Annotated in this window: 22 protein-coding genes; 13 read left to right on the top strand and 9 right to left on the bottom strand. The window is 73.1% G+C overall.

What is annotated here, in order from left to right; translation table 11 throughout:
• Positions 1-132: 132 nt before the first annotated feature.
• The 3 genes from ACIPSC_RS09095 to ACIPSC_RS09085 form a co-directional block, all read right to left on the bottom strand.
• Positions 133-1287: an STM4014 family protein gene (locus ACIPSC_RS09095; RefSeq protein WP_400824368.1), complete on the bottom strand. Its 1155-nt coding sequence runs from the start codon at positions 1285-1287 to the stop codon at positions 133-135.
• Positions 1268-2203, bottom strand: coding sequence for an STM4015 family protein (locus ACIPSC_RS09090; RefSeq protein WP_400824366.1), 936 nt, complete (start codon positions 2201-2203; stop codon positions 1268-1270). Before ACIPSC_RS09090 ends, ACIPSC_RS09095 begins: the two co-directional genes overlap by 20 nt.
• Positions 2204-2305: 102 nt before the next feature.
• Entirely contained in the window at positions 2306-3259 is a 954-nt protein-coding gene (locus ACIPSC_RS09085; protein WP_400824365.1) for an STM4015 family protein, read from the bottom strand.
• 153 nt (positions 3260-3412) lie between these two features.
• Here ACIPSC_RS09085 and ACIPSC_RS09080 point away from each other — a divergent pair, with 153 nt between their 5' ends.
• Complete coding sequence (locus tag ACIPSC_RS09080; RefSeq protein ID WP_400824364.1) at positions 3413-3739, top strand: hypothetical protein; 327 nt, start codon at positions 3413-3415, stop codon at positions 3737-3739.
• A 142-nt stretch (positions 3740-3881) separates the two neighbouring features.
• Entirely contained in the window at positions 3882-5006 is a 1125-nt protein-coding gene (locus tag ACIPSC_RS09075; RefSeq protein ID WP_400824363.1) for a DUF6745 domain-containing protein, read from the top strand.
• A 28-nt stretch (positions 5007-5034) separates the two neighbouring features.
• On the opposite strand, the gene ACIPSC_RS09070 is transcribed toward ACIPSC_RS09075, so the two are convergent.
• Complete coding sequence (locus tag ACIPSC_RS09070) at positions 5035-5889, bottom strand: SDR family oxidoreductase (protein ID WP_400824362.1); 855 nt, start codon at positions 5887-5889, stop codon at positions 5035-5037.
• Between the two features lie 161 nt (positions 5890-6050).
• Between ACIPSC_RS09070 and ACIPSC_RS09065 the strand changes: the two genes are divergently transcribed.
• The 5 genes from ACIPSC_RS09065 (at position 6051) to ACIPSC_RS09045 (ending at position 8738) form a co-directional block, all read left to right on the top strand.
• Positions 6051-6458: a winged helix-turn-helix transcriptional regulator gene (locus tag ACIPSC_RS09065; protein ID WP_400824361.1), complete on the top strand. Its 408-nt coding sequence runs from the start codon at positions 6051-6053 to the stop codon at positions 6456-6458.
• 76 nt (positions 6459-6534) lie between these two features.
• On the top strand, positions 6535-7233 hold the full coding sequence (locus tag ACIPSC_RS09060) for a hypothetical protein (RefSeq protein WP_400824360.1): 699 nt from the start codon (positions 6535-6537) through the stop codon (positions 7231-7233).
• 43 nt (positions 7234-7276) lie between these two features.
• On the top strand, positions 7277-7594 hold the full coding sequence (locus tag ACIPSC_RS09055; RefSeq protein WP_400824359.1) for an Imm51 family immunity protein: 318 nt from the start codon (positions 7277-7279) through the stop codon (positions 7592-7594).
• A gap of 161 nt (positions 7595-7755) precedes the next feature.
• The gene (locus ACIPSC_RS09050) at positions 7756-8232 is read left to right on the top strand and encodes a hypothetical protein (protein ID WP_400824358.1); all 477 of its coding nucleotides are present in this window, start codon (positions 7756-7758) and stop codon (positions 8230-8232) included.
• Positions 8229-8738: a hypothetical protein gene (locus ACIPSC_RS09045; RefSeq protein ID WP_400824357.1), complete on the top strand. Its 510-nt coding sequence runs from the start codon at positions 8229-8231 to the stop codon at positions 8736-8738. Before ACIPSC_RS09050 ends, ACIPSC_RS09045 begins: the two co-directional genes overlap by 4 nt.
• On the opposite strand, the gene ACIPSC_RS09040 is transcribed toward ACIPSC_RS09045, so the two are convergent.
• Positions 8719-9225, bottom strand: coding sequence for a GNAT family N-acetyltransferase (locus tag ACIPSC_RS09040; protein WP_400824356.1), 507 nt, complete (start codon positions 9223-9225; stop codon positions 8719-8721). The two genes, ACIPSC_RS09045 and ACIPSC_RS09040, sit on opposite strands and share 20 nt — an antisense overlap.
• Positions 9226-9494: 269 nt before the next feature.
• On the opposite strand from ACIPSC_RS09040, the gene ACIPSC_RS09035 reads away from it, so the two are divergent.
• From ACIPSC_RS09035 to ACIPSC_RS09025, 3 genes are read left to right on the top strand one after another with little or no spacing between them, the layout of a single operon-like run.
• Positions 9495-10322, top strand: a complete 828-nt coding sequence (locus ACIPSC_RS09035; RefSeq protein ID WP_400824355.1) for an FAD binding domain-containing protein — start codon at positions 9495-9497, stop codon at positions 10320-10322.
• On the top strand, positions 10319-13048 hold the full coding sequence (locus ACIPSC_RS09030) for a molybdopterin-dependent oxidoreductase (protein ID WP_400824354.1): 2730 nt from the start codon (positions 10319-10321) through the stop codon (positions 13046-13048). The genes ACIPSC_RS09035 and ACIPSC_RS09030 overlap by 4 nt, the downstream gene beginning before the upstream one ends.
• On the top strand, positions 13045-14022 hold the full coding sequence (locus ACIPSC_RS09025; RefSeq protein WP_400824353.1) for an antibiotic biosynthesis monooxygenase: 978 nt from the start codon (positions 13045-13047) through the stop codon (positions 14020-14022). The genes ACIPSC_RS09030 and ACIPSC_RS09025 overlap by 4 nt, the downstream gene beginning before the upstream one ends.
• A 111-nt stretch (positions 14023-14133) precedes the next feature.
• Here the strand turns inward: ACIPSC_RS09025 and ACIPSC_RS09020 are convergent, their stop codons facing one another.
• Together ACIPSC_RS09020 and ACIPSC_RS09015 are read right to left on the bottom strand one after the other, a co-directional pair.
• On the bottom strand, positions 14134-14793 hold the full coding sequence (locus ACIPSC_RS09020) for a DUF1906 domain-containing protein (protein WP_400824352.1): 660 nt from the start codon (positions 14791-14793) through the stop codon (positions 14134-14136).
• 578 nt (positions 14794-15371) lie between these two features.
• The gene (locus ACIPSC_RS09015; protein WP_400824351.1) at positions 15372-16049 is read right to left on the bottom strand and encodes an alpha/beta hydrolase; all 678 of its coding nucleotides are present in this window, start codon (positions 16047-16049) and stop codon (positions 15372-15374) included.
• Here ACIPSC_RS09015 and ACIPSC_RS09010 point away from each other — a divergent pair.
• Entirely contained in the window at positions 16037-18322 is a 2286-nt protein-coding gene (locus tag ACIPSC_RS09010; RefSeq protein ID WP_400824350.1) for a SpoIIE family protein phosphatase, read from the top strand. The two genes, ACIPSC_RS09015 and ACIPSC_RS09010, sit on opposite strands and share 13 nt — an antisense overlap.
• Positions 18323-18541: 219 nt before the next feature.
• Positions 18542-19678, top strand: a complete 1137-nt coding sequence (locus ACIPSC_RS09005; protein WP_400824349.1) for a PP2C family protein-serine/threonine phosphatase — start codon at positions 18542-18544, stop codon at positions 19676-19678.
• A gap of 45 nt (positions 19679-19723) precedes the next feature.
• Here ACIPSC_RS09005 and ACIPSC_RS09000 read toward each other — a convergent pair whose 3' ends face one another.
• Positions 19724-20587, bottom strand: coding sequence for a TioE family transcriptional regulator (locus tag ACIPSC_RS09000; protein ID WP_400824348.1), 864 nt, complete (start codon positions 20585-20587; stop codon positions 19724-19726).
• A 75-nt stretch (positions 20588-20662) separates the two neighbouring features.
• Between ACIPSC_RS09000 and ACIPSC_RS08995 the strand changes: the two genes are divergently transcribed.
• Positions 20663-21958 carry an erythromycin esterase family protein gene (locus ACIPSC_RS08995; RefSeq protein WP_400824347.1) on the top strand — a complete coding sequence of 432 codons (1296 nt, stop codon included), beginning with the start codon at positions 20663-20665 and terminating at the stop codon, positions 21956-21958.
• Positions 21959-22073: 115 nt separating this feature from the next.
• Here ACIPSC_RS08995 and ACIPSC_RS08990 read toward each other — a convergent pair whose 3' ends face one another.
• Positions 22074-23555 (bottom strand): bifunctional phosphatase PAP2/diacylglycerol kinase family protein, encoded by a 1482-nt coding sequence (locus tag ACIPSC_RS08990; RefSeq protein ID WP_400824346.1) that lies wholly within the window; start codon positions 23553-23555, stop codon positions 22074-22076.
• Positions 23556-23632: the final 77 nt, after the last annotated feature.

Below are 23632 nucleotides of genomic sequence, written 5' to 3'. Positions count from 1 at the left end.
TCGCGTCCGCGGCGGTGGCGGTCGCCGTGACGGCGCTCGGGACCGCGGCCGTGTCGGTGGTCGTGGCGGGGGCCGTCACGGTCGGGCTCGTGTCGGCGTCCGCGCGGTGGTGGGCAGGCGGGTGCTGGTGGTTCATCTGATCGGTTCCAGGCGTGTGCGGTCGGCCGGTCCGGGCCGGCCGTCGGGGTCGGTGCGGGGGTCGGTGCGGAGGAGTGCGGCGAGCTGGGCGGCGTAGGTGTCGAGGCCCTCGGCCGGGCCGCCGGGCAGGCCGGTGAGGTTGGGCAGCAGGTCGCCGAAGGCGTTCACCTCGCCGACCAGGCCCCGCCGCCAGCCGCCGGCCGGCAGCACGTCGACGCCGACCATGGGGGAGTTCGGGAAGCACGCGGCGGCCCGCTCCGCCGTCTCCAGCAGGGCCGGCCAGGCGTCGCCCGCGGCCTGCTGCGCGAGGTCGAGGCTGCCGCGGGCGCCGCCGAGGTGGAGGTTGGTGATCGGCTGGGTGCTGGTCCGCACCACGGCGTGGGTGGCACGCCCGCCGATCACCACCACCCGCAGGTCCGCCGAGCGCCCCGACTGCGAGGACTTCGGGATCCACTGCTCGACGTGCAGACCGTCGGGCGCGAGGCGGTCGACCAGCTCGGCCACCGTTCGCTCGTCCCGGTGGCGCCGCACCCGCAGTGAGTTGTACAGCCGGCCGTCCGCCGACTCGACCGAGGTGGTGGCCAGGACCTGCCCGCGCGGGCCGAACTCCAGCGCCACCACCCCGGATGCCGAGGAACCGTGCACGGGCTTGACGAAGACGCGGCGCAGCCCGGCCGCCCCCAGCCGGGCCCGCAGATCCTCCCAGCCCGCCACGGGCGGGCCGGCCAGAGCCTGTGGGACGGGCACTCCGGCGGCGGCCAGCCGGGTGTGGGTGCGGCGCTTGTCGAACATCACGGCGATCTCCTCCGGGTCGCCGAGCAGGCTGACGCCCGGCACCCGGGCCACCGCGCGCAGGGCCGCGACGACCCCCGCGTACCAGGCCGCCCCGCCCTCGACCCTGGTGGGCTCGTAGCCGGCACCCAGCACCGGTCGGCGCAGCAGCGCGTCCACGGCCTCGTCCTCACCCGGGGAGTCGATCCGCAGCAGGCTGCCCTCGGGCACGCGGTACGTGCCGCGCAGGACGTCGATCCACGGCACCACGACCGGTTCGGGCAGGCCGGCCGCCCGGGCCGCGGCGGCGAACAGCGTCACCCGCCGGTGGCCCGGGTTGCCCAGGACGGCCGGCCGGCTACTCGGCGACCGCGACATAGCGGTCCTCCGGGTCGTCCTCGTGCTCGGCGTCGGAGAGGTCGATGTCCACGCCCGGAAGGGCCTTGCGCAGCCGCTCCTGCATCGGCTCGGTGAGGTAGTGGTGGTGCAGGTCGAGCGCCCGCAGGTGGGTGAGCGGCTGGCCCTCCAGCAGGGCGGCGGCGCCCTCGTCGCCGAGGATGCCCATGGAGAGGTTCAGGGACTCCAGCCGGGCCACGACCGGGGCCTGGGCGACGGCGGCGGCGATCTCGTCCTGGATCTCGCTGTTGGCCAGACCGAGGTGGCGCAGCGCGGGGAAGCGGGCCCCGTCCAGGACGGGGGCGAGGTCGCCGAGGCCGGCGTCGCCGCCGTACTCGTCGACGCCGAGCCAGAGGTCGAGCCGCTCCAGCGCGGGCAGCTCGGACGCCATCACCGCCTCCACCACCGAGCTCGGCAGGCCGCCCGCCTCGAACCGCAGGACCCTCAGCCGGTCGTGCCGGAACGGAGTCAGCGCCAGGTCGGTGCCGCCGCGCACCACGAGTTCGGTGAGCTGCGGGAACGCCGTCGGCAGCGGGGTGACGTCGGCCATCTCCAGCCAGGAGATCTCGCACTCGTCGTACGTCACGTCGGCGACGAAGAGCGCTTCGAGCGCCGGGAACAGCCCGGCGTCGCGGACGAGTGCCGCGAGCGCGGCGGTGACGGGCTCGTAGTCCTCGTCCCACCAGGGGCCGATGACCAGAGCCTTCACCGCGGACGGGTCGACGGCGGAGCCGAAGGCCCGCCAGGAGTCCTCGAACCCGGTGCCGGAGCCGTAGTCCACCGCGATCCGCCAGGCGACCGCGTCGGCGGCGGGCAGCTCGCGCCGGTCACCGGGATCGGCGGAGAACGCGAACACGGGCAGGCCGTGGAACTCTTCGATGTGGCGGGAGACGGCCATGGTTTCTCCTGGCGGCGCTGGTGCTCGGCTGGGGTGCGGGTGCGGGTGCGAGGGCAGGGACGGGCGGTCGGGCCGGTGGCCCGGCCCGCTCGGCGGTGTCGGCTACTCGGCCACGGCGACGTACCGCCACCGGTCGTCCGGCTTGCCGGGCACGGAGAGGTCGACCGCCACGCCGGGCAGGGCCTGGCGCACCCGCTCCTGCATCGCCTCGGTCAGGAAGTGGTGGTGCAGATCGAGCGCCCGCAGGTGGGTGAGCGGCTGGCCCTCCAGCAGGGCGGCGGCGCCCTGGTCGGTGAGGACGCCCATGGAGAGGCTGAGCGATTCCAGCCGGGCCACGACCGGGGCCTGGGCGACGGCGGCGGCGATCTCGTCCTGCATCTCGCTGTCCTGGAGACCGAGGTGGCGCAGCGCCGGGAACCGCGAGCCGTCCAGGAACGGCGCCAGGTCGTCCAGGGTGGCGTCGCCGCCGTAGCCCGCCACACCGAGCCAGAACTCCAGCCGTTCCAGCGCCGGGAGATCGCTGCCCGCCACGGCCCGCAGCACCCGGGCCGGCAGGCCGCCCGACTCGAAGCGCAGCGCGCGCAGGTGCTCGTGCCGCACCGGCTGCACCCCGATGCCCTCGCCCTCGACCGTCTCCCCGGACGCGCCGCGCACCACCAGCTCCCGGAGCAGCGGGAACGTGGTGAGCACCGGCGTGATGTCGACCATGTCGATCCAGGAGATCTCGTTCTCCTCGTACGTGATGTCGCCGACGAACAGGCCGCGCAGTGCCGGCAGCCGGTCGGCCGACGCGAGGACGGCCGCCAGCGGTTCGGCGAAGCTCTCCGGCCCGTCGTGCGACCACTCGCCGATCACCACCGCGGTGACCCGCTCGGTGGCCACCTTCTCGACGAAGTGCTCCCAGAGCTCCACGAACGTCCACGACGAGTCGAACTCGATGCCGACCTTCCACGCGACCGACGCGGCGTCGGGAAGCTCGCCGTCCTGCTCGACCGCCTGGTAGAGGTCGAAGACCGGCAGGCCGTGGAACTGCTGGATGTGCTCGTTGACCGTCATGCGCTGCTCCTCCGGGGTCGGGACCGAACAGATGTCTACCAGTCGGGTCGGACAATCCGGCGGCGGGGGCGCATTCCGGGCGCGTTGTCAGACCCTTGGCCTACGTTCCGACCGTGGAGTTCCGGCGTCCGGTCGGACCGGTGTGGAGGGCTGATGTACCGCCAGGGTGATGTGCTGATCGTGCCGGTGGAGGAGACGGCGGTGCCGCCGCGGGTGGCCGAGCTGCCCGGGCAGCCGAGGGACGTGCGGGGCCGGCTGGTGCTGGCCCTGGGCGAGGTGACCGGCCACGCGCACGCCGTGGTCGGCCCGGGGCAGCTGCGGCGGGAGGCCGGCCCGTTCGGCGCGGCCTGGCTGCACCTGCCCGAGGGCGGCCGGGTGGTGCACGAGGAGCACGCGGCGATACCGCTGCCCAAGGGCTGGTACCGGGTGGTCCGCCAGCGCGAGTACGTGCCGGGCGCGGTGCGGATGGTCGCGGACTGACGGGGCGGTCACTGCGGAGGGCGGCCGCCGTGGCGTCGAGCGCCGGGGCGTCGGCCGCGCCGTCGGCAGTGGGCCGCGAGCGGAACGGGAAACGGGAGTCGGACGGCCGGGCGCAGTGCCCCGGCCGGGATCGGAGCTGGTGATGGTGACGGATCAGGCGGTACTGCCCGCCGAGGCGGCGGGGCGCTGGCGGGCGAGCGCGGCAGCCACCGGGACGGCCGACCGGGCCGCGGTCGAGCGCGCGGTGCGGGCCGCCTACCGCGCGGCCGGGCTGGCCGAGCCCGCGGACATCCGGTGGTTCGGCTCGCCGGTCGCGGCGGCCGGGGCGGCGCTGGAGCTGCGTGCGGAGGGCGCGGTGAGCGTGCGCGAGGCGGTCCGTACGGCGCCCTGGGAGGCGGCCCGACGGCAGGCCGTCGAACGGGTCGGCGCGGCCGGATGGTCGGAGCTGTGGGCCCTCACCGGCGGTGAGCTCGGCCCGGTCGCCAACGCGCTGGCCGACCGGATCCGCGACGCCGTGCTCGACGAGCTCGCCCCCGAGCCGGACCGGGAGCACAGCGGGCAGGCCGAGGTCGCCGAGGCCCGGCAGCGACGGACCGCCGCCCGGCTCGCCCTGCTGGACGGTGTCCGCGGCCAGCACGACGCACCCTGGTTCGCCGCGTTCGAGGCGGCGGGCGTCCCGCTCGGCGAATCGGCTGCCACCGGTGCCGGCCCGGACGCCGCGACCGCCGGCCTGGCCGCGATCGCCGGCGTCGCCCGCGGCGCCGGCTGGTGGTGGCCGTACGAGGGCGTGGCCCTGGTCAGCGAACGCCCGGTCGCGCTGCACCGCGACGAGGCCGGCCGGCTGGACCGCGCCGACGGTCCGGCCCTGGAGTTCGCCGACGGCTTCGCCCTGCACGCCTGGCGCGGCATGCCCGTCCCCGCCGAATTCCTGGCCGGCCTGGGCGAGGTGACTGCCGAACGGATCCGGACCGAGGAGAACGCCGAGCTGCGCCGCGTCCTGCTGGAGCACTACGGCTACGAGCGCTACCTCGCGGACTCCGGCGCCGAGCCGCTCCACCGCGACGAGACCGGTGTGCTCTGGCGGATCCAGCTCCCGGACGACGAACCGGTGGTGATGGTGGAGGTGGTCAACTCCACCGCCGAGCCGGACGGCACGTTCCGCACCTACTGGCTGCGCGTCCCGCCGAGCACCCGCACCGCCCGGGCCGGCGTGGCCTGGACCTTCGGCATACCGGAGGCGGACTACCGCCCGGAGCGCGAGACCTGAGCACTCCCTCGGCTCCGGTCGATCCTGCCTACCGGAAGGCCGGGGCGTTGCGGCGCGCCCAGTCGGCGAAGGTGCCGGCCGGGCGGCCGAGCACCTGCTGCACGTCCGGGCTGACCAGCCGCTCCTCGTCGGTCGGTTCGCCGAGGACGTCGAGGGTGCCCTCAGCGACCGGCTCCGGCATGAACTGCAGCAGGTGTGCCCGGGCGGCGTCCCGGCCGAGCTCCACGAAGTGCACCGGCTCGCCGAGCGCCGCGCCGAGGGCGTCCGCCTGCTCGCGCGGGGAGACCGGCGCGGGGCCGGTCAGCACGTAGGTCCGACCGGCGTGTGCGCGCCCGTCGCGCAGGACGGAGGCGGCCACCGCGGCCAGGTCCTCCGGGTCCACGGTGGGCAGGGCCATGTCGCCGAACGGCGCCGGCACGGTCCGCCGGGTCCGGACCGGCTCCGCCCAGGCGAAGGCGTTGGAGTGGAAGCCGCTCGGCCGCAGGACCGTCCAGTCGAGCCCCGACTCCCGGACCGCCTCCTCGTACGCCACCAGCGGTGCGTGCGAGACGGAGCCGGGCCGCGTCCCGGAGACCTGGGAGGAGAGCAGCACCACCCGGCGCACCCCCGCCGCCTCGGCCACGTCGAGCAGCGCGCCCGCGCTCTGACGGTCCGCGCCTGCCAGCACCTCACCGGAGAGGAGGAGGAACAGCGCCTCTGCCCCGTCCAGGGCCGGCCGCAGACTCCCGGCGTCCGTCAGGTCGGCCCGGTGATGTCGCACGCCCTCCGGCAGCGAGGCATCCGACGGTCGGCGCGAGACCGCCGTCACCCGCTCGCCCGCCGCCGCGAGCGCCTGCACCAGCGGCCGCCCGACATTGCCCGTCGCACCCGTCACCACGATCATCACAGCTGTCCCGTCTCTCCGTCGAATTCGTTGAACTCGCCTTACATCAAAGCGAGTTGATGCCACCTCGGCTCATCCCGTCCGCGGCGACAGGGAGACGCTAACAGCCTGCGTACAGTAGGTACCTAGAGGAAAGTGACCCGGCTCGGAGGGGGAGCGCTGTGGGCGAGGCGGACGGGGCGAAGGCGGCCTGGGCGGCGGCCGAGGGATCGACGGACCCGGGCCGGGCCTGCCCGATCGGCCCGGTGGTGGACCTGGTCTTCAGCCGCTGGACCACCCCGATCCTCTGGACGCTGAACGAGCACGGCCGCCAGCGCTACGTGGAGCTGCAACGCCGGGTCACCGCGATCACCCCGAAGGTGCTCACCCAGCGCCTGCGCCAACTGGAGCGCGACGGCCTGGTGCAGCGCACCTACCACGCCGAGGTGCCACCGCGCGTCGAGTACGAGATCACCGAGCTCGGCCGCAGCCTGGCCCCGCTGTTCGCCAGCCTGGTCGAGTGGTCCGCCGCCAACCTGACCCGCGTCGAACAGGCCCGCCAGGACTACGACGACACACCAACCCGCTGACCACACCACCGGCCGCCGAGCAGGCCATCCGGCCCGGTTCCACGCGATCCCTCGGCGGCTCCTACACTTCCGGACCGTGACGGAGCGAACGGAGAACAACCGGGCGGAGGGCCGACGGGGCGTGGTGCAGAGCGAGCAGTTGTCCGGCCTGACGCCCGCCGAACAGCGTCAGGTCGCGGCGTTGGTGCTCCGGCAGTGGCGAGCGCCGCTGATCGCATGCGAGCCGGATGAGGTCTGGGGAATCGACAGGTCCGTGCTGGAGTCGCTGTTCCGCCTGGCGGCCGAGGCCCCGGGCGAACAGCGGGACCAGGCCTACCGACAGGCCCTCGCCGTGCTGCGCACAGCCCCGCTGTTCACCTCCGAAGTCGACCCGGACACCGTCCAGCTCGTCCAGCTGGAGACCATCGGTAACCTGCTGACCTTCGGCGGGCTGCTGGAAGATCCGCCTACGGACAAGGTGGATCTGATAATCGAATCCTCTGCCGGCCTTGCGAGCTACCTCGACGGTCTCGTGGAGGACTCGTACCACTCCCACCCGTCGGAGCACGCCCATCGCCAGTACCTCGCCGACCTGGGGTACGAGGCGCACGGCCTGGGCTACCTCGCTGCGCGGCGCTCCGCCGTCGAGTCGGCCTGCCACCGGGGCCTCCGCTCCCTCCCCGACAGGGCCGGACTCCTCGACTCCTCCACCGGGCGCGAACTGCTCGGGCTGTGCGAGGACTTCGGCGCGGAGGTCGCCACGACGTTGCAGTGGATCCGCACGACCGGCCGCTGACTCTCGGACCGGGCCTTCGCGCGGGGCATGGGAAGATCGCGCCGTGACGGTCACCCTGCATGACTTCAATGGCAAGCACTCGTTGCCTTTCGATGCCGGTGGCCAGGCCGCGGATGCTGCCGTAGCCGCCACTGGGCACGAGCCGAACGGGTACTTCTGGGAAGGCCTCGTTCAATTCGCCTGGCCGGATATTGCCGAGCGCCTCGACTTCGACAGCGAGGCCGGCATGTTCTGCGCCATTGGGAGCCTGAGACACCTCACGAGGCTCAAGGCCGCTGTTGAACCCGTCATAACAAGCCCTGACGCAGTCCGCGAGATCATTGCCCGTGCGGAGACTTCAGGCTTTGAGTTCGACGACTGAGGGTCTGCCGTCGAGGCGAGCTTCGTCGTCTCCCATTCCACAGGGCCGTTGACCCACCCCTGTACGTCCTGACTTCTTCGGCGTCCCCTTGGCGTGGCCCGGTCTCGGGGGCGGTGGATTTCCGTTGTGAGGGCGGGGCGCTCGTGCTCATACTGTGCGCGATGGAGGAGACGACGGACATCGAAGAGCTGCAAGGGCTGGTGGCGCGCCTGGTTGGCAGCACGGTGGAGCGAGTGGACGTTCCGCCCGACAGGGGAGGCAGGTTCGGCCTTCAGCTCAGGTTGACGCGGCTGCGGGACGACGGGACGACGCAGACCCGGCTCAGGTGGCTGGGAGTGCACGCGGTGGCCTGGCGGCTGGACCGGGCTGCGGCGGAAGTGAACGCCGTGCTGGCCGCTTCCGGTGATGCCGAGCACCGGCTGGCCGCGGACCTCGCCGTGCTGACGGGCCGGGAGATCACGGAGGTGCGGATACGACCGCCGGGTTGGGACACCCGGATCAGTTTCGGCGGCCTTGAGCTGACGATCTTTCCCCTGTATCACCACGATCCTTCGGCGGCCCCGGACTGGACCTTCCGGATGCCGTCGGGCCGGCTGCTCGTCGTCGGCCCGGGGCCGCGTTGGGCGGTGACCTCATGACGGCCGTCGACCTCCCCGAGACCCATCGCCGGATCGGCCCACTGCTCGGGCAGCCCGCCTGGGACGTCCGGCGGGGCATCGGCAGCTTCGTGACGATGGAGTTCGGTGAGCCACTGCCACCCGACCGGTCGGGCCGGGTCTACGGCCGGTGGCATCTGTGGATCCAGATGGCCGCATGGCGGCTGGAGACGGCCGACCGGGTCCTCGTCGGTTCCGAGGACCAGGGACTCGAAGAGGCGCTCACCCGGCTGGAAGGCAGGCCGCTGACCAGCGTCGTGATCAAGCCGTCCACGCTGGAGACCCGGTTCGACTTCGACGGGCTACGGCTGGAGACCTTCCCGATGTACAGAAGGGATGGCGAGGAGGGGGAGCTCGACCACTGGCTTCTCTGGCTGGGCACCGGAGAAGTACTGGTGGCGGGCTCGGAGCTGACGGTGGAACCGGCCGGGGGTGACCGCGCGGGGCGGCGGTCACACGGGGCGGCGGTCACACGGGTCGGCGCATGAAGAGGCGTGGCCACCTGTCGAGGCCGTGGGCGGCTTCCCTGGCCCGGATGTCGAGTTGGTCCGGGCTGAGCAGGTCGTCTTCGAGCGGTCGGAACCCGCAGCGTGCGTAGTAGGGGGCGTTCCACGGGACGTCGGCGAACGTGGTGAGGGTCAGGGCCGGGATGCCGTGGGCCGCCGCCCGTTCGGCGAGGTGGTCCAGCAGCGAGCGTCCGATGCCTCGGCGTGCGCTGTCGGGGTGCACCGAGACCTGTTCGACGTGCAGGTTCCCGTCGACCTGCTCGGCGATGAGGTAGGCCACCGGAACGTCGGCCTCGTCGACGGCCACCCAGGCCAGCCCCGCCCGTTGGTATCGGGCGAGCTCGTCGAGCGGCAGCGGTTCGTCGTCCGCGATCTCCGGCATGCCGATGTCGCGGAAGCACCGCCCGGCCGCTCGCTCGATGTCCTGGAGCAGCGGCAGGTCCCCGGTGCGGACTTCTCGTATGCGCATGACCCGATTGTCCAGGCCGATGCCTCGCGCGGGAGGCAATTTCGGGGGTGCCCGCCGACAGCGCGCAGCCGGCCGTCTGCACCGGGAAGAGGCGCCGGCGGCCGGCGGGGGCCTCCGCCCGACAAGTCGGTTCGCCTCGTCCGGCGATACGCTGGAGAGGAGTCCGAGCGCCCGTCGAGAGTCTCCTCCGGCGGTTCGACCGCTGCGGTCCGACGGTGACGACGTGGGCGTCCGTCGCACGGTGGTCGTCGTGAGGGAGAACGGTTCCCATGGACCTGAACACCATCACCGAAGTCGTCCGGCGCCCGCCCGCCCGGCCCGGGCCGAACTGGCGCGAGGGCGATGCCTGGCTCGCGGGCGGCACGTTCCTGTTCTCCACCGAGCAGCCGAGCCTGCGCCGCCTGATCGACCTGACGTCCTTAGGCTGGGATCCACTCGTTCCGAGTGACGCCGGCCTTGAGATCGGTGCGACCTGCACCATCCGCGACCTGTATGCCTTCGAGCCGCCGCGCGACTGGACCGCGGGCACCCTGCTCGCCACGGGCTGCGAGGCGTTCCTGTCCTCGTTCAAGGTGTGGAACGCGGCGACCGTCGGCGGCAACATCTGCCTGTCGTTGCCCGCGGGCCCGATGATCACACTGACGGTCGCCCTCGAAGCCGGATACGAGCTGTGGGCTCCCGACGGCTCGACCCGCGTCGTCGACGCCCTCGACTTCGTGACCGGCAACAACCGCAACATCCTGGCACCCGGTGAACTGCTGCGCCGCATCAGGATTCCGGCGAGCGCCTTGCGCAAACGTGCCGTGCACCGCCGCTTCACCCTGACCCGTCTCGGTCGTTCGACGGTGTTCCTGGTCGGGACCCAGACACCCGGGACGAACGACCTGCTGCTCACCGTCACCGCCGGCACCACCCGGCCGGTGCGGATCGCCTTCGACAGCATGCCCGACGCCCGGACGCTTCAGCACAGCATCGACGTCGTCCCCGCCGACGTCTGGTTCGCCGACCCGAACGGGACCCCCGATCACCGGCGCCACCTGACCAAGCACTTCACCGAAGAGATCCGTCACGAACTCGTGGCTGGGGGCCCGGCATGACCTTCATCGTGAACGGCAGGAGCTTCGACGACGAGCCGGAACCCGGCCAGTGCCTTCGCACCTTCCTCCGCTCGCTCGGTCACTTCGGCGTCAAGAAGGGGTGCGACGCGGGCGACTGCGGCGCGTGCACGGTGTGGTTGGACGGCGAGCCGGTGCACAGTTGCATCACCCCCGCGTTCCGCGCGGACGGTCACGAAGTGACGACGATCGAGGGTCTTGGACCACCGGGCGACCTGCATCCGGTGCAGCGGCGGTTCCGTGACGCCCCGGGATTCCAGTGCGGATTCTGCACAGCCGGGATGATCATGACATCGGCGGCGCTCACCGAGGCTCAGACGGACGACCTGCCGAGGGCGCTGAAGGGCAACCTCTGCCGCTGCACCGGCTACCGGGCGATCGAGGACGCCGTGCGGGGCGTCACCGGCGTGGAGACGGCGGCCCCGGGGAAGGTTGTGGGGAGGAGTGTCGGCGCACCGGCGGCCGACGACGTGGTGACCGGCCGTGCCGAGTTCACCATGGACACGGCGCTCGACGGCATGCTGCACCTCAAGGTGCTGCACTCGCCGCACGCGCACGCCAGGATCGTCTCGATCGACAAGACCGCCGCACTCGCGGTCCCCGGGGTGCGCCGCGTCTACACCTGGGAGGACGTGCCCCGCAAGCGCTTCACCACGGCGATCCACACCGATCATCTCGTCGATCCGGACGACACCTTCGTCCTCGACGACACGGTTCGCTTCGTGGGCCAGCGCGTCGTCGCCGTCCTGGCGGACACGGTGGGGGCGGCGGAAGAGGGCTGCCGGAGGGTCGTCGTCGACTACGACGTCCTGCCGGCGGTGTTCGACCCCGAGGAGGCGATGGCCGAGGGGGCGCCGCAGTTGCACGGCACGGACGACCCGTTCGTCCGGGATCCCGTCCGCAACATCCTGCTGGAGATCCATGCGCACGTCGGTGACGTCGATGCCGGATTCGCCGACGCCGACGTGATCCACGAGGGCACGTACTTCTCCCCGCGCGTGCAGCACGCGCACCTGGAGACCCACGGCTCGATCGCCTGGACGGAGGACGGCCGGCTGAACGTGCGGACCAGCTCGCAGTCGCCGTCGATCGCCAAGGTCAAGCTCGCCTATCTGTTCGCCCTGCGGCCGGACCAGCTGCGGGTGTTCTGCAAACGCGTCGGCGGCGGCTTCGGCGGCAAGCAGGAGGTGATCTCCGAGGACCTCGTCGCGCTGGCCGCGCTGGACACCGGGCGGCCGGTCTGCTTCGAGTACACCCGCGAGGAGGAGTTCACCACGGCCTCGCCCCGGCATCCGATGTCGTTGACGGTCAAGCTCGGTGCGACGGCGGACGGGAAGCTCACGGCGTTGCAGGTCCGCAACGTGTCGAACACCGGCGCCTACGGCAACCACGGCGGTGAGACGCTGTACGCGGGCGGCGCGGCCGTCATGATCTACCGCTGCCCCAACAAGAAGTACGACGCCTTCGCCGTCTACACGAACACCGTTCCGAGCGGGGCGCTGCGCGGGTACGGGATGACACAGCCGGCGTTCGCCGTGGAATCGGCGATGGACGAGCTGGCCCGCGCCCTGCACCTCGACCCGCTCGAACTGCGGCGCCGCAACATCGTCCGACCGGGCGATCCGCTCGTGGCCCTGGACGACGGACCCGACGACGTGATGTTCACCGAGGACGCGCTCGCCCGGTGCATCGACCTGGTGGACGCCGCGCTGGCCGGTTCGGCGCACGAGCCGCCGCCAGGGCCCGACTGGCTCGTCGGGACGGGCGTGGCGAGTTCCCTGCACGAGACCGCACCCCCGACCGAGCACATCTCGGAGGCCTGGGTCACGCTCGGCGACGACCTGGTGTACGAGCTGGCGGTCGGCACGGTCGAGTTCGGCGAGGGCACCTCGACCGCCCATGTCCAGATCGCGGCCAATCAGTTGGGCACGACGCCGGAGCGGATCCGCCTGGTGCAGTCCGACACCGATCGCACGGGGTTCGACACCGGTGCCTTCGCGAGCGCGGGACTCTTCGTGGCAGGCAACGCCGTCCTCCGTGCGGCCAACGCGGTGCGGGACCGGATCCTGGAGTTCGCCGCCGCCCACACGGGCGTCCACGTCGTGATGTGCTCGATGGACGACGACGGCGTCGTCTGCGGCGAGCAGCGCGTCCCGCTGGCGGACCTCGTCGCCCTGGCCCGTGGCCGCGGCATCCGGTTCACCGCTGCCCGCAAGGCCTACGGATCGCCGCGCAGCGTCACGTCCAACACGCAGGGATTCCGGATCGCCGTCCACCGGGTGACAGGCGAGATCCGCATCCTCCACAGCGTGCAGGCCACCGACGCCGGTGACGTCATCAACCCCGCACAGGTCCGGGGGCAGGTGGACGGCGGTGTCGCCCAGGGCATCGGCTTCGCGCTGACCGAGAACCACCAGGTCGACGCGAACGGTGTCATGGTCAATCCGAACCTGCGCAACTACCGCATCCCCACATATGCCGACGTCCCCCGGACCGACGTGCTCCTGGTGGCGTCCTCGGACTCGGTCGGGCCGATGCGGGCGAAGGGCATGGCGGAATGCTGCATCAACCCGGTGGCCCCCGCCCTGGCGAACGCGCTCGCGGACGCCACGGGCGTCCGCTACCGCGCGCTGCCGCTGACCCCGGAACGGATCTACAGCCGGCTGAACGAAGACCGGCCGGTGTCGACGGCGGCCGGACCGAGATGAGCACCGTGAAGCCCCGGGACGGGGAAACGGCGGCGACGGCCATCCTCGGTCTGAAGGTGCGGCCGGGGCTGGAGCGTGAGTACGAGACGTGGCAGAAGGGCGTCAACGCCGCCGCCGCCGACTACGCCGGCCACCTCGGCGCGGAGGTGTCCCCGCCGACGTCCCTGCAGCCCGACTGGGTCGTCGTCTACCGGTTCGACTCGATTGCCCATCTGCAGGCCTGGATCAACAGCGCGACCCGTCAGAACCTGCTCGACGCCGGCCGCCGGTACTTCGACGGCCCGGGAACCCAGCAGGTCGTCAGAGGCGGCGTTCAGGCACCGGATCCGCTCGTGACCGCCGTGATCGCCCATCGCGTCCACCCCGACCACGTCGACGAGTTCCTCGACTGGCAGCAGCGCATGAGCCAGGAGGAACAGACCTTCGAGGGCTTCCGCGGTACGGAGCTCTTCCGCCCGATCGAGGGGATCCAGGACGAGTGGACCACGCTGTACCGGTTCGACAGCGCCGAACACCTGGACGCCTGGCTGACGTCGGGCACGCGGCGGAGGATCCTCGCCGAGGGCAAGAGGTTCAGCGAGTTCCGACTCCGGACGATCGACAACTCGTTCGGCAGCTGGTTCGCCTTCGAGGAGAACGGCAAGCAGGCGCCGCCACCGTCGGAGACCAAGACCGCCGTTGCCGTGTGGATCGGCCTCTACCCGACCGTCGTGCTGCTGACCCTCGCCCTGTCGCCGCTGGGGATGCCGCTCTGGATCGGGCTGCTGGTGGGAAACCTGCTGTCGAGCTTCATCATGAGCTTCCTGACGATGCCCTACTACGTGAACCCGCTGCTCAAGCGGTGGCTCCGGCCCTCACCCGGTGAGCCGCCGGCGAGGACCAACCGCATCGGTCTGGGCATCGTCGCCGGGGTGACGGCGTTCTGGGCCGTCGCCTTCTACCTCATCACGACCCGGTTCTGGACCCTGCCCTGACCCTCGGCAGGACGCGGACCGCGGCGGCCCGACGACGGTGAGCCGACGCTCATGAGCCGACGGTACGGGCCGGTGACGTCCCCGGCCCGTACCTGCGTGCCCGCCGGCCGGCTACCAGGTCCCACCGGCCACCAGGCCGTCCAGCTCGTCGCGGTCGACGTTGAGCGTCACCCCGCCGTACGTCTCGTCGGCACCGCCCCGGTACTGGTGGATGCGGTGGCCGGTCCACAGGTCGTCGGGCAGCCCGGCCTGCCCGCTGGTCGTGGGGCGGCCGTCCCAGCGGGCGTACCAGATCGCGTCGGGCAGAGGCGCACGGCCGGCCCGGGCGGCGGCGACGAGGTCGGCGATGCCGGAGCTCACGCTGGAGTAGAAGCCCGACCGGTACCCGGCTGCCCGAAGCGCCCGGGTCCAGCCGACGGTGAAGTCGACCACCGCCCGGCTGCACACCGCGTCGCCCGTCGGATACGCCTCCATGTCGAGGTACACCGGGCTGCCCGGCCCCAGACCCAGCACCTGCAGCGACGCCACCGCCTCGCCGGCCTCCTGTCCGCCCTGCTCCTCGGCCCGGGCCGGGTCGATCCGCAGCGGCTTGTCCTCCCGCTCGGCGCACGGTGCCTGGAGTCCGACGTGCGTGGGCACCAGTCTCCACCCCATCGCCCGGACCATGCCGACCCATTGCGGCGTCAACCGGGTCTGTTCGCAGGCGCGTTGGCTGCCGCTGCTGTAGATGTTCACCGCGCCGTACGGCGAGGCGATGCGCCAGGCGGACATGGCCTCCACCGGTGGGGCCGAGCAGGCGTCGAATCCGGCTCCGGTGAACCGGTACTCGGGCAGTCCGTCCGCAGCATCGTCCGGCGGCGCGGCAAAGGGCGCGGCAAAGGGCGCGGCAAACGGCGTGGGAACGGGCGTGGCAAACGGCGCGGCCGAGGGCGCGGGACGGGCGACCGGAGACGCCGCCGCCCGATCGGCAGCCGGATCCCACCTGCCGAGCGCGCTCGCCTGGGCGGTACCGGGAAGCATCACCAGCGCAACCGCGAGGAACGCAGTCCGAGAGAGAAGGTGCATCCCCCCGTCCTAGCCGCCCGCCCACACGTCTCCGGTGCCATCGTGCCGACGCGCCGCGTCCGTTCACCCGGAATCACCACCGTCCGGCCCCGGGCACCCGCCGCTCCGCCGCGCTCCGGCCACCTCCGGTAACCCCCCGTCACCTCGCCCCGCCAGAGGCAGAGGCAGAGGCAGCGGCAGAAGCAGAAGCAGAAGCAGAAGCAAGGGCGCGCGGCAGACGGCCCGGCGGTCGTCGCGTCGCGAGGCGATGGAGAACGCCGATGCGCCTGCCGGTCCGACCAGCTTCAGTCGGCCGGGGTGAGGCGGCTTCCGGTGGCCAGTCGGTGGAGCAGTCCGACGGTCTCCTTCTCGTGTGACGCGAAGGCTCCGTGGTCGCTGCGCCAGGTGAGCGCGTGGGTCGCGCGAGTGGCGAATCGGCCTTGCAGGTCCGGGTGCATGACGCGGTCCTCGGTGCAGAGCACATAGGTGCTGGGCCGGTGGTGCCAGGCGGCGCCGGTCGTCGGCTGACGGCCGGGGGCCATCAGCTGGGGGACGAGCTCGGCGGCGTGGCGGGCGCGTTCTTCCTCGCCGAGTTGGGCGTGGAACAGTCCGCCCGCAGCCTCCGGGTCGATCGTCGTCGTTCCGGCCGGATCACCGATCATGCTGGTCCCCAGGTCGGTGGCCGGTGCACTGGCGAGAAGGCCGAGTGCGGTCTCGCCGCGGTCGGGCATCATCGCGGCGAGGTACACGAGGTGGTCGATCTTGTGCGGCGGAAGGCCGGTGATGACGGCACCGCCGTAGGAATGACCGCACACGATGGCGGGGCCGGCCTCGGTCAGCTGGTCCAGCGCGGTCTCGGCCGCGGCTGTGTCGGCTGCCAGCGACCCGCGGTGCAGCTCGGCGACGGCCACGGCGACACCACGTGCGCGCAGCCCGGCCGCGACGCCGTCCCAAGCGCGACCGGTGTGCCATGCGCCGTGCACCAGCAGTACCCCTCGGGATGCTCGGGAAGGTGAGGAAAGGATCATGCGGCGCCTCTCGGTGTTCACTCGATTGCGGAGCAGGGGGGCGGAATGCGGACGACCATAAGAGCCACCGGCGAGGAAAAGGATTCGGCCGCTGTCGGGGCCGCGGAGGGCCCGGCGCGTGGCGATCCCCGGAGACACGGTGGCTCGTCGTCCGTGGGCACGCGCAGAACCCGTGGTGGCGAGGCGGGGCCACCGGGCCCACGGTCCTGCCGGGCCGGCGGTCGGTGGCTCCGGCTGCGGGCCCCGGGCCGGGCGACGGGACGAGCTCGGGCGACCGGTGCCCGTCCGGGCCAGTATGGGAGGGAGGCCGTGCGCCCGGTCCCGCACAGCGACGGCCTCACCGACAGGCCCGGCGTCGTCCCCCGGTGAACCGCGACGGGAAGGAGACGGTTTCCTTGGCACGAACTCCGCTGCTGGCCGTGCGCGGCATCTCCAAGCGGTTCGGCGCCGTCCAGGCGCTGAGCGACATCGACCTCGACATCGAGGAGGGCGAGGTGGTCGCGCTGGTCGGGGACAACGGTGCCGGCAAGTCCACCCTGGTCAAGGTCGTCTCCGGGGTGTCCGCGCCGGACAGCGGAGCGATCGAGTGGGAGGGGCGCAGCGTCGACCTCCGCAGGCCGCTCGACGCCCAGAACCTCGGCGTCGCCACCGTCCACCAGGACCTGTCACTGTGCGACAACCTCGACACGGTCGCCAACATCTTCCTCGGCCGTGAACTGCGCAGGTTCGGTGTTCTCAACGAGATCGAGATGGAGAAGCGCTGCCGCAGGCTGCTGAGCGTCCTGTCCCTCCGGATCCCCAGCCTGCGGGTCCCGGTCGGCTCGCTCTCCGGGGGCCAGCGTCAGAGCGTCGCCATCGCGCGCGCGATGATCGGCGAGCCCCGGATGGTCGTTCTGGACGAGCCCACCGCCGCCCTCGGGGTCGGTGCGACCGCCGTGGTCCTGGAACTGGTCGAGCGCCTGCGGGCGCAGAAGCTCGGCGTGCTGATCGTCAGCCACGACCTGGACAACGTGCGCGCGGTCGCCGACCGGGTGGCGGTGCTGCGCCTGGGCAGAAACGGGGGCTTCTTCGACACGAAGTACGCCACCCAGGAGCAGATCGTCTCGGCCATCACCGGCGACCACAGTACGGCCGTGACCCTGCAGCAGAGCCTGCTGCCGCACGGGCTGCCCGAGCAGGACGCCCTCGACGTCGCCTACCGCTACCTGCCCGCGCAGTCGGGCGTCGGCGGGGACTGGTTCGATGTCATCCCCTTGTCGGGCACCCGCGTCGCCCTGGTGGTGGGGGACATCGTCGGGCACGGCGTGCACGCGGCCGCCACCATGGGCCGTCTCAGGACGGCCGTGCACAACTTCTCCATGCTCGACCTGCCCCCCGACGACCTCCTCGCGCACCTCGACGAACTGGTCAGCCGGATCGACAAGGACGACGTCACCACGCGTGACGACCCCGGGATCACCGGAGCCACCTGCCTGTACGCGATCTACGACCCGGCGTCGCAGTACTGCGAGCTGGCCAGGGCGGGCCACCTCCCGCCCGCGCTCGTCACACCCGACGGCACCGTGGAGTTCGTCGACATGCCGGCCGGACCTCCGCTCGGCGTGGGCGGACTGCCGTTCGAGACCGCGCGGCTGCGGGTGCCCGATGACGGCCGGCTGGTCCTGTACACCAACGGCCTCGTCGAGGACCGGCAGTGGGACATCGACCGCGGACTCGAAGTGCTGCGCACGACGCTGGCGGACGCCGACCGGGCGCCGGAGGAGACCTGCGACGCGGTGCTCGACGCGCTGCGGCCCGCGAGCTCGACGGACGACGTCGTCCTCCTCGTGGCGCGGACCCGCGCACTGCCGGCCGACCGGATCGCCCGGTGGGACGTCCCGCCGGATCCGGCGGCGGTGGCGGGCATCCGGGCCGAGGCCGTTCGGCAGCTGGACGAGTGGGGGCTGGCGGAGCTGGAATTCGCCACGGAGCTGATCCTCAGCGAGCTGATCACCAACGCGATCCGCTACGGCGCCGGGCCGATCAGCGTCCGCCTCCTCCTGGGCCGGGCGCTGATCTGCGAGGTTTCGGACACCAGCAGTTCCGCCCCGCACCTGCGCTACGCCGCGGCCACGGACGAGGGCGGACGCGGGCTCTTCCTCGTCGCCCAGTTGGCCGAGCGCTGGGGTACGCGCTACACCCCCGAATGCAAGATCATCTGGGCGGAGCAGCTCTACTCGGGTCGGTAGCGGTCGGTAGCGGTCGGTCGTCGTTGAACAGCAGGGCGATGCCGTCGGAGCGGCGGGCCGGGGCCCGGCCCGGGAGCGCGCCGTCTCCCCGACGGCCCTGACGGGGCCGCCGCGCCCGGTGAGCGGATTCCGTCGCGGTCTACGCCGTACGGGCGGCCTGTCGCGAACCCCGCACGCGCCGGATGCGCCGGTCCGCGGGCGCAGCGCATTCTTGGAGGCATGGACGTCGAACGGCGCTCGGCCGACGCGAGGCCGTGGGGGCGCGTCCCGGCCCTGGTGCTGGTACCCGTCGCTCTCCTCGCGGTGCTCCTCGTGGTGATCGTCCGCTCGCCCGAGTCGGTTCGACTCGGTCCGCTGCTCGTGGTCGCCCCCGCGCTGACCCCGTCGTTCGCCGGTCCCCGGGTGACCGCCGCCGTCGCGGCGCTCACGGTCGCCGTCGGCGTCCTCATCGCCGTCCTGCGCGGTGGCGTGACCACCGGCAACCACCCGGCCCAGCTCGTCGCACTCGCCGCGCTGTCCATGATGATCGTGGTCTTCGCCGTGGTCCGGGAGCGCCGCGACCGGCAGCTCGCCCGTGCCCAGTCGGTGGCCGAAGCCGCCCAGCGCGCTCTGCTGCGCCCGATTCCCGAGCGGATCGGCCCGCTGCAGATCGCGACCGTGTACCTGGCCGCCGAGCAGGAGGCACAGATCGGCGGCGACCTCTACACGGCGACCCGCACGGGCGACGGGGCGCGGATGATCGTCGGGGACGTCCGGGGGAAGGGCCTGGCCGCCGTCGGGGAGTCCGCCCTGTTGCTCAGCGCCTTCCGGCTCGTCGCCGCCGACCACGCCACGCTGCCCGACCTCGCCCGGACGCTGGACCACAACGTCAGCCGGTACCTGGTCGACTTCGCCCAGACCGAGCGGGAAGCCGCCGAGCACTTCGTCACCGCGCTGTTCCTCGACATCCCCGACGACGCCCCGGTGGCCCGCATGACCAACTGCGGACACCCGCCACCGCTGCTGGTGCACCACGACCGGGTGATCGGCCTCGACGGCGCGGGTGCCGCGCCGCCGCTCGGCCTCGGCGTGCTGGCGGCCGACGACTACCCGGACGACACGTTCCCCTTCGAGATCGGGGACGTGCTCCTGCTCTACACCGACGGCGTGGTCGAAGCCCGGGACCGTTCCGGTGCGTTCTACCCGTTCGCGGAACGGGTCGCCCGCTGGGCCGGCAGCACACCGGAGGCGCTGGTCAACCACATCCGTCGCGATCTGCTGGCGCACGCCGGCGGGCGGCTCGGCGACGACGCCGCCGTCGTCGCCGTCCGGCGCACGGACGGGCGGTCCGGGCACCTCCTGCACGGGCTGTTGTAGCCGGCCCACCGTTGTGGCCGGCCCACCGCACGTCCGGCTCCGGGGTCAGGCCACCTCGGTCGGGGTCGTCGCGCCGGGCCCGGCCGGCGTCGCTCCCCGGCACGACCGAGCGGTGGAGCCTGCCGCAGCCGACCCGGTCTCCTGCGCGCGCAGGTACTCGGCGAGCTCGCCGGCGGCCGTCAGCATGGCGCGTCCGCGGTCGGTGAGGCGCTGCCGCCAGTCGCCGAGCGAGAGGGCGAGCGCCTCTGGCCCGCCCGCGCCGCGGACCTGGTGCAGCACCGTGGCGATGTGGGCCGGCGGGAAGCCGCCGCGCCGGAGCAGATGGGCGAGCCGGGCGTCGCGGACGTCGCCCGCCGTGTAGCTGCGGTGGTGTGTTCGCGGGTCGCGCTGCGGCACGAGGATCCCGGCCCGTTCCCACTTCCGCAGGGTCGCGGGCGCGAGGCCGAGACGGTGCGCGAGCTGGCCGACCGAGAAGGGGCGGTCCGCGGCGGCGTCGGGCGGACCGGACGGGGGCGCACCGGCAGCCGGTCCGCCCGAAGCCGCCGCGGACCGGCCGAGCGTGGCGACGGCCGCCTCGACGGCGTCCAACGTCTCACGGTCGTGCAGCAGTTGGGCGTGGCTGCGGTCGACCGACGCCAGGGCGGCGTCCAGCTCGCCGCGGTTGGCCGCACGCATGATCTCGCCGGCGGCCGCGTAGCCGTGAGCGGGAACGAGCGCGAGGTAGGCACGCAGGGCGCGGACGTGCACGTCCGAGTAGCTGCGGTAACCGCTGGGGGTGCGCTCGGCCGGCGGCAGCACGCCGTCCCGCTCGTAGTTGCGCACCGCCTGGGTGGAGATCCCGTGCTCCCGGGCGAGGTCCACCGGGCGGTGACGTCCGCCCCCGGCCCGGCCCCCCGTTTTAAGGTTCATGCGACTCCGTGCCGTGTCTGTCGCTTGCCGAAGCGCTCGACTTTACACCGTCGGTTCAACGATACGGTCGAAGTCATGACTTCGACCCATTCCGTAACCGAAGCCGTTCACGGATCGTTCGCCCCCGACGGCGGCCCCGGCCTGACGGCCGCGCTGTCCTCCCTCCTCAAGGCACTGGACCCGCAGCCCGCGCTGCTGGCGCTCGGCGAGCCGACCCACCTGGAGCCGGCCTTCGCACACCTGCGCAACCGCATCCTCAAGGTGCTGGTCGAGCACGGGTTCCGATCGATCGCGGTGGAGTCCGACCGGATCGCCGCACTGGAGGTCGACGCGTTCGTCCGCGGCGGAGCCGGGACGCTCGACCGGGTCATGGCCGAGGGCTTCAGCCACGGCTTCGGCCGGCTGGACGCCAACCGCGAGCTCGTCGCGTGGCTGCGCGCCCACAACGAGGGACGCCCGGCGGACGAGCAGGTGGCGTTCCACGGCTTCGACGCGCCGCTGGAGACGCTCAGCGCCCCCAGCCCCCGCCGCTACCTGAAGCACCTGCACGGCTTCCTGTCCGAGCACCTCGGCCCGGACGCCTTCCTGCACGGCCGCGCGGACCTCGACGGGTACCTCGACCGGCTGCTCGGCGACGACGAGCGCTGGAGCAACACGGCGGCGGTGCTGGAGATCGGGAAGTCCATCGGTGCCTCGCCGGACGCGCTGGCGCTGCGGGCGGTCGCCGACGACCTGCTGACCACCCTGTACGCCCAGCTGCCGCACCTGGTCGCGGCGTCCTCCCGGGCCGCCTGGCAGCTCGCCGAGCTGCACGGCAGGACCACGCTCGGGCTGCTGCGCTACCACTCCCAGCTCGCCGAGATCGCGCCGCCCGACCGCCGGCTGTCCCGCCTGACCGCCGTCCGCGACACCCTGATGTCCGAGAACCTGCTGGACATCCGTGCCCGCGAGCAGCACCGCGGCCCGACCCTGGTGTTCGCCCACAACGCCCACCTCCAGCGCAACCCCAGCAGCATGGACATGGGCGGGACGGCCGTCGGCTGGTTCAGCGCCGGAGCCGTCACCGGCGCGCTGGTCGGCGACCAGTACGCGTTCGTCGCCACCACCCTCGGTTCGAGCACGACGATCGGGCTGGACGCGCCCCCGGCGAACACCTACGAGGACGTGTTGCAGCAGGTGGCGGCCGCCGGGTGTGCGCTCCTCGATGCGAACCGGCTCCGCGAGGCCTTCGCCGCGCCCGGCGGACCCGCACCGCTGGTCCGTACGGACATCAGGCCGGAGCAGGGGTACTTCCCCCTCGAAGCCGCAGTCCTGGAGCAGTGCGACGCGGTGCTCCACGTCGCCTCCGCGAGCGGCGTCGCCACCGGGTGACGCCGTCCACGTGGTCCACGTCGGCCGAGGCCGACGTGGACGGTGGGCCGGCAGGCAGCGCCGGCCCACTGCGCCAGCCCCGCACACCGACCCGGCACGCCGGTCCGGTGCCGGTTCAGCCGACGGAAGGCCGGTAGACCGTCAGGGCGTTGGGGGCCTTGGCCAGTCGGAGGGCCCCGGCGGCCGGCAGGCTCTCCCCGTCGACGGCGATCCGGTCGGCGTCGCCCAGGGAGTCGAGGTCGAGCGCCGTGAGCCGGGCCGCGTGGTAGACCCGTGAGCGCGCCATGGTCCCGGACAGGACGGCGGCCGCCAGCCGGGTACGGGCGAAGGGGCGGCCGCCGTCGACGACCCGGACGTCCAGCAGCCCGTCGGCCAGGCCGGTCCGGCGGGTCGGGGCGAAGCCGGGCGGATCGTAGGCGCCGTTGCCCGCGAACAGCAGCCAGACACACCGGTCGCGGCCGCCGGCCCGGACGGTCACCGGCTCGGCGGAGGCCAGCGCCCGGGCGACCGCCACCGCGAGCGCCGGCCACTTGCCCAGGCGGCCCTCCAACGACTCCCGCACCCGGACCAGTTCGGGGTAGACGCCGAGGCTGAAGGTGTTGAGGAAGACCCGGCGCGCGGTGTCGTCGGTGGCGAGTCCGAGATCGACCCCGCAGGCGGAACCCGCCACCACGGCCGCAGCGGTGTCCGCAAGCGACTCGATGCCGAGGTCCAGCGCGAAGTGGTTGAGCGTGCCGCCGGGGAAGACCGCGAGCGGCAGCCCGCGCTCGGTGGCCAGGGAAGCGGCCAGGTTGACGCTGCCGTCGCCGCCGCAGACCCCGAGCGCCCCGCCGGTCCGGGCCGCCCGGTCGGCGGCCTCGGCGAGCACCGCGGGCAGGTCGTCGTCCGGGCCGCAGAGCCGCACGTCCGCGCGCGGCAGCAGAGCGCGCAGCTCGGTGACGGTCTCCTCCGGGCCGGCTGCAAGCAGCGACCCGTTGCCGGAACCGCTGTTCACCACCACGGAGAGGCCGGCGCCCTCCGGCAGCGCCGGAGCGGTGCGCGGCGGCGGTCCGGCGGGCGGCGGCGTGTCGTTCGACCGGGGCCACCACCGCACGGTCACGGCGGCCGCCGCCGCGCCGAGCGTGAACCCGGCCAGCACGTCGCCGGGGAAGTGGGCGCCGGTGTAGACCCGGGAAGCGCCGACGGCCGCGGCCACCGGTGCCAGCGCGGCGCCCAGGAGCGGCGACTCGATGGCGACGCCGGTCACGAAGGCGGCGGCCGAGGCCGAGTGCCCGGAGGGGAAGGAGGTGGTCACCGGCTGCCGCAGCAGCCGCCGCACGGCGGGAACGAGGTCGAGGCCGGGGCGCGGCCGCCGGCTCAGCTGCTTGGCGGCGATGTTGGCGGCGGCCGAGGCGAGCGCCAGTGATCCGACGCCGCGCAGCGCCGCCCGCCGGCCGGTCCGGCCGCCGAGGGCGCCGAGCACCGCTGCCGTCCCGAACCAGAGCTTCCCGTGGTCGGCGGCGTGGCTCAGGCCGCGCAGCCACGGGTGGGTCCCGCGCAGGCGGGAGAGCGCCACCCGGTCGAACAGGGCCCGGTCCACCGCGTCGAGTCGCCTCATCCCAGCGAGCCTAGGCGGGGGCGGGTGGTCGCGCACGGCAAATGGCGGGCGTGCGGCGGGCGTGTCGCACGTGACGC

The organism is Kitasatospora sp. NPDC090091 (assembly GCF_044747365.1).
GTDB lineage: Bacteria > Actinomycetota > Actinomycetes > Streptomycetales > Streptomycetaceae > Kitasatospora.
The sequence above is the reverse complement of the archived record's forward strand: the minus strand, read 5'-3'. Positions and strand labels throughout refer to the sequence as shown.

Coding starts and splice junctions, on each gene's coding strand:
- ACIPSC_RS09040 (WP_400824356.1), bottom strand. CDS start 9,225: ATGCGCATACGAGAAGTCCGCACCGGGGACCTGCCGCTGCTCCAGGAC.
- ACIPSC_RS09070 (WP_400824362.1), bottom strand. CDS start 5,889: ATGATCGTGGTGACGGGTGCGACGGGCAATGTCGGGCGGCCGCTGGTG.
- ACIPSC_RS09025 (WP_400824353.1), top strand. CDS start 13,045: ATGAGCACCGTGAAGCCCCGGGACGGGGAAACGGCGGCGACGGCCATC.
- ACIPSC_RS08995 (WP_400824347.1), top strand. CDS start 20,663: ATGACTTCGACCCATTCCGTAACCGAAGCCGTTCACGGATCGTTCGCC.
- ACIPSC_RS09010 (WP_400824350.1), top strand. CDS start 16,037: ATGCGCCGTGCACCAGCAGTACCCCTCGGGATGCTCGGGAAGGTGAGG.
- ACIPSC_RS09075 (WP_400824363.1), top strand. CDS start 3,882: ATGGTGACGGATCAGGCGGTACTGCCCGCCGAGGCGGCGGGGCGCTGG.
- ACIPSC_RS09020 (WP_400824352.1), bottom strand. CDS start 14,793: ATGTCCGCCTGGCGCATCGCCTCGCCGTACGGCGCGGTGAACATCTAC.
- ACIPSC_RS09005 (WP_400824349.1), top strand. CDS start 18,542: ATGGACGTCGAACGGCGCTCGGCCGACGCGAGGCCGTGGGGGCGCGTC.
- ACIPSC_RS09095 (WP_400824368.1), bottom strand. CDS start 1,287: ATGTCGCGGTCGCCGAGTAGCCGGCCGGCCGTCCTGGGCAACCCGGGC.
- ACIPSC_RS09045 (WP_400824357.1), top strand. CDS start 8,229: ATGACGGCCGTCGACCTCCCCGAGACCCATCGCCGGATCGGCCCACTG.
- ACIPSC_RS08990 (WP_400824346.1), bottom strand. CDS start 23,555: ATGAGGCGACTCGACGCGGTGGACCGGGCCCTGTTCGACCGGGTGGCG.
- ACIPSC_RS09035 (WP_400824355.1), top strand. CDS start 9,495: ATGGACCTGAACACCATCACCGAAGTCGTCCGGCGCCCGCCCGCCCGG.
- ACIPSC_RS09050 (WP_400824358.1), top strand. CDS start 7,756: ATGGAGGAGACGACGGACATCGAAGAGCTGCAAGGGCTGGTGGCGCGC.
- ACIPSC_RS09080 (WP_400824364.1), top strand. CDS start 3,413: ATGTACCGCCAGGGTGATGTGCTGATCGTGCCGGTGGAGGAGACGGCG.
- ACIPSC_RS09085 (WP_400824365.1), bottom strand. CDS start 3,259: ATGACGGTCAACGAGCACATCCAGCAGTTCCACGGCCTGCCGGTCTTC.
- ACIPSC_RS09030 (WP_400824354.1), top strand. CDS start 10,319: ATGACCTTCATCGTGAACGGCAGGAGCTTCGACGACGAGCCGGAACCC.
- ACIPSC_RS09090 (WP_400824366.1), bottom strand. CDS start 2,203: ATGGCCGTCTCCCGCCACATCGAAGAGTTCCACGGCCTGCCCGTGTTC.
- ACIPSC_RS09000 (WP_400824348.1), bottom strand. CDS start 20,587: ATGAACCTTAAAACGGGGGGCCGGGCCGGGGGCGGACGTCACCGCCCG.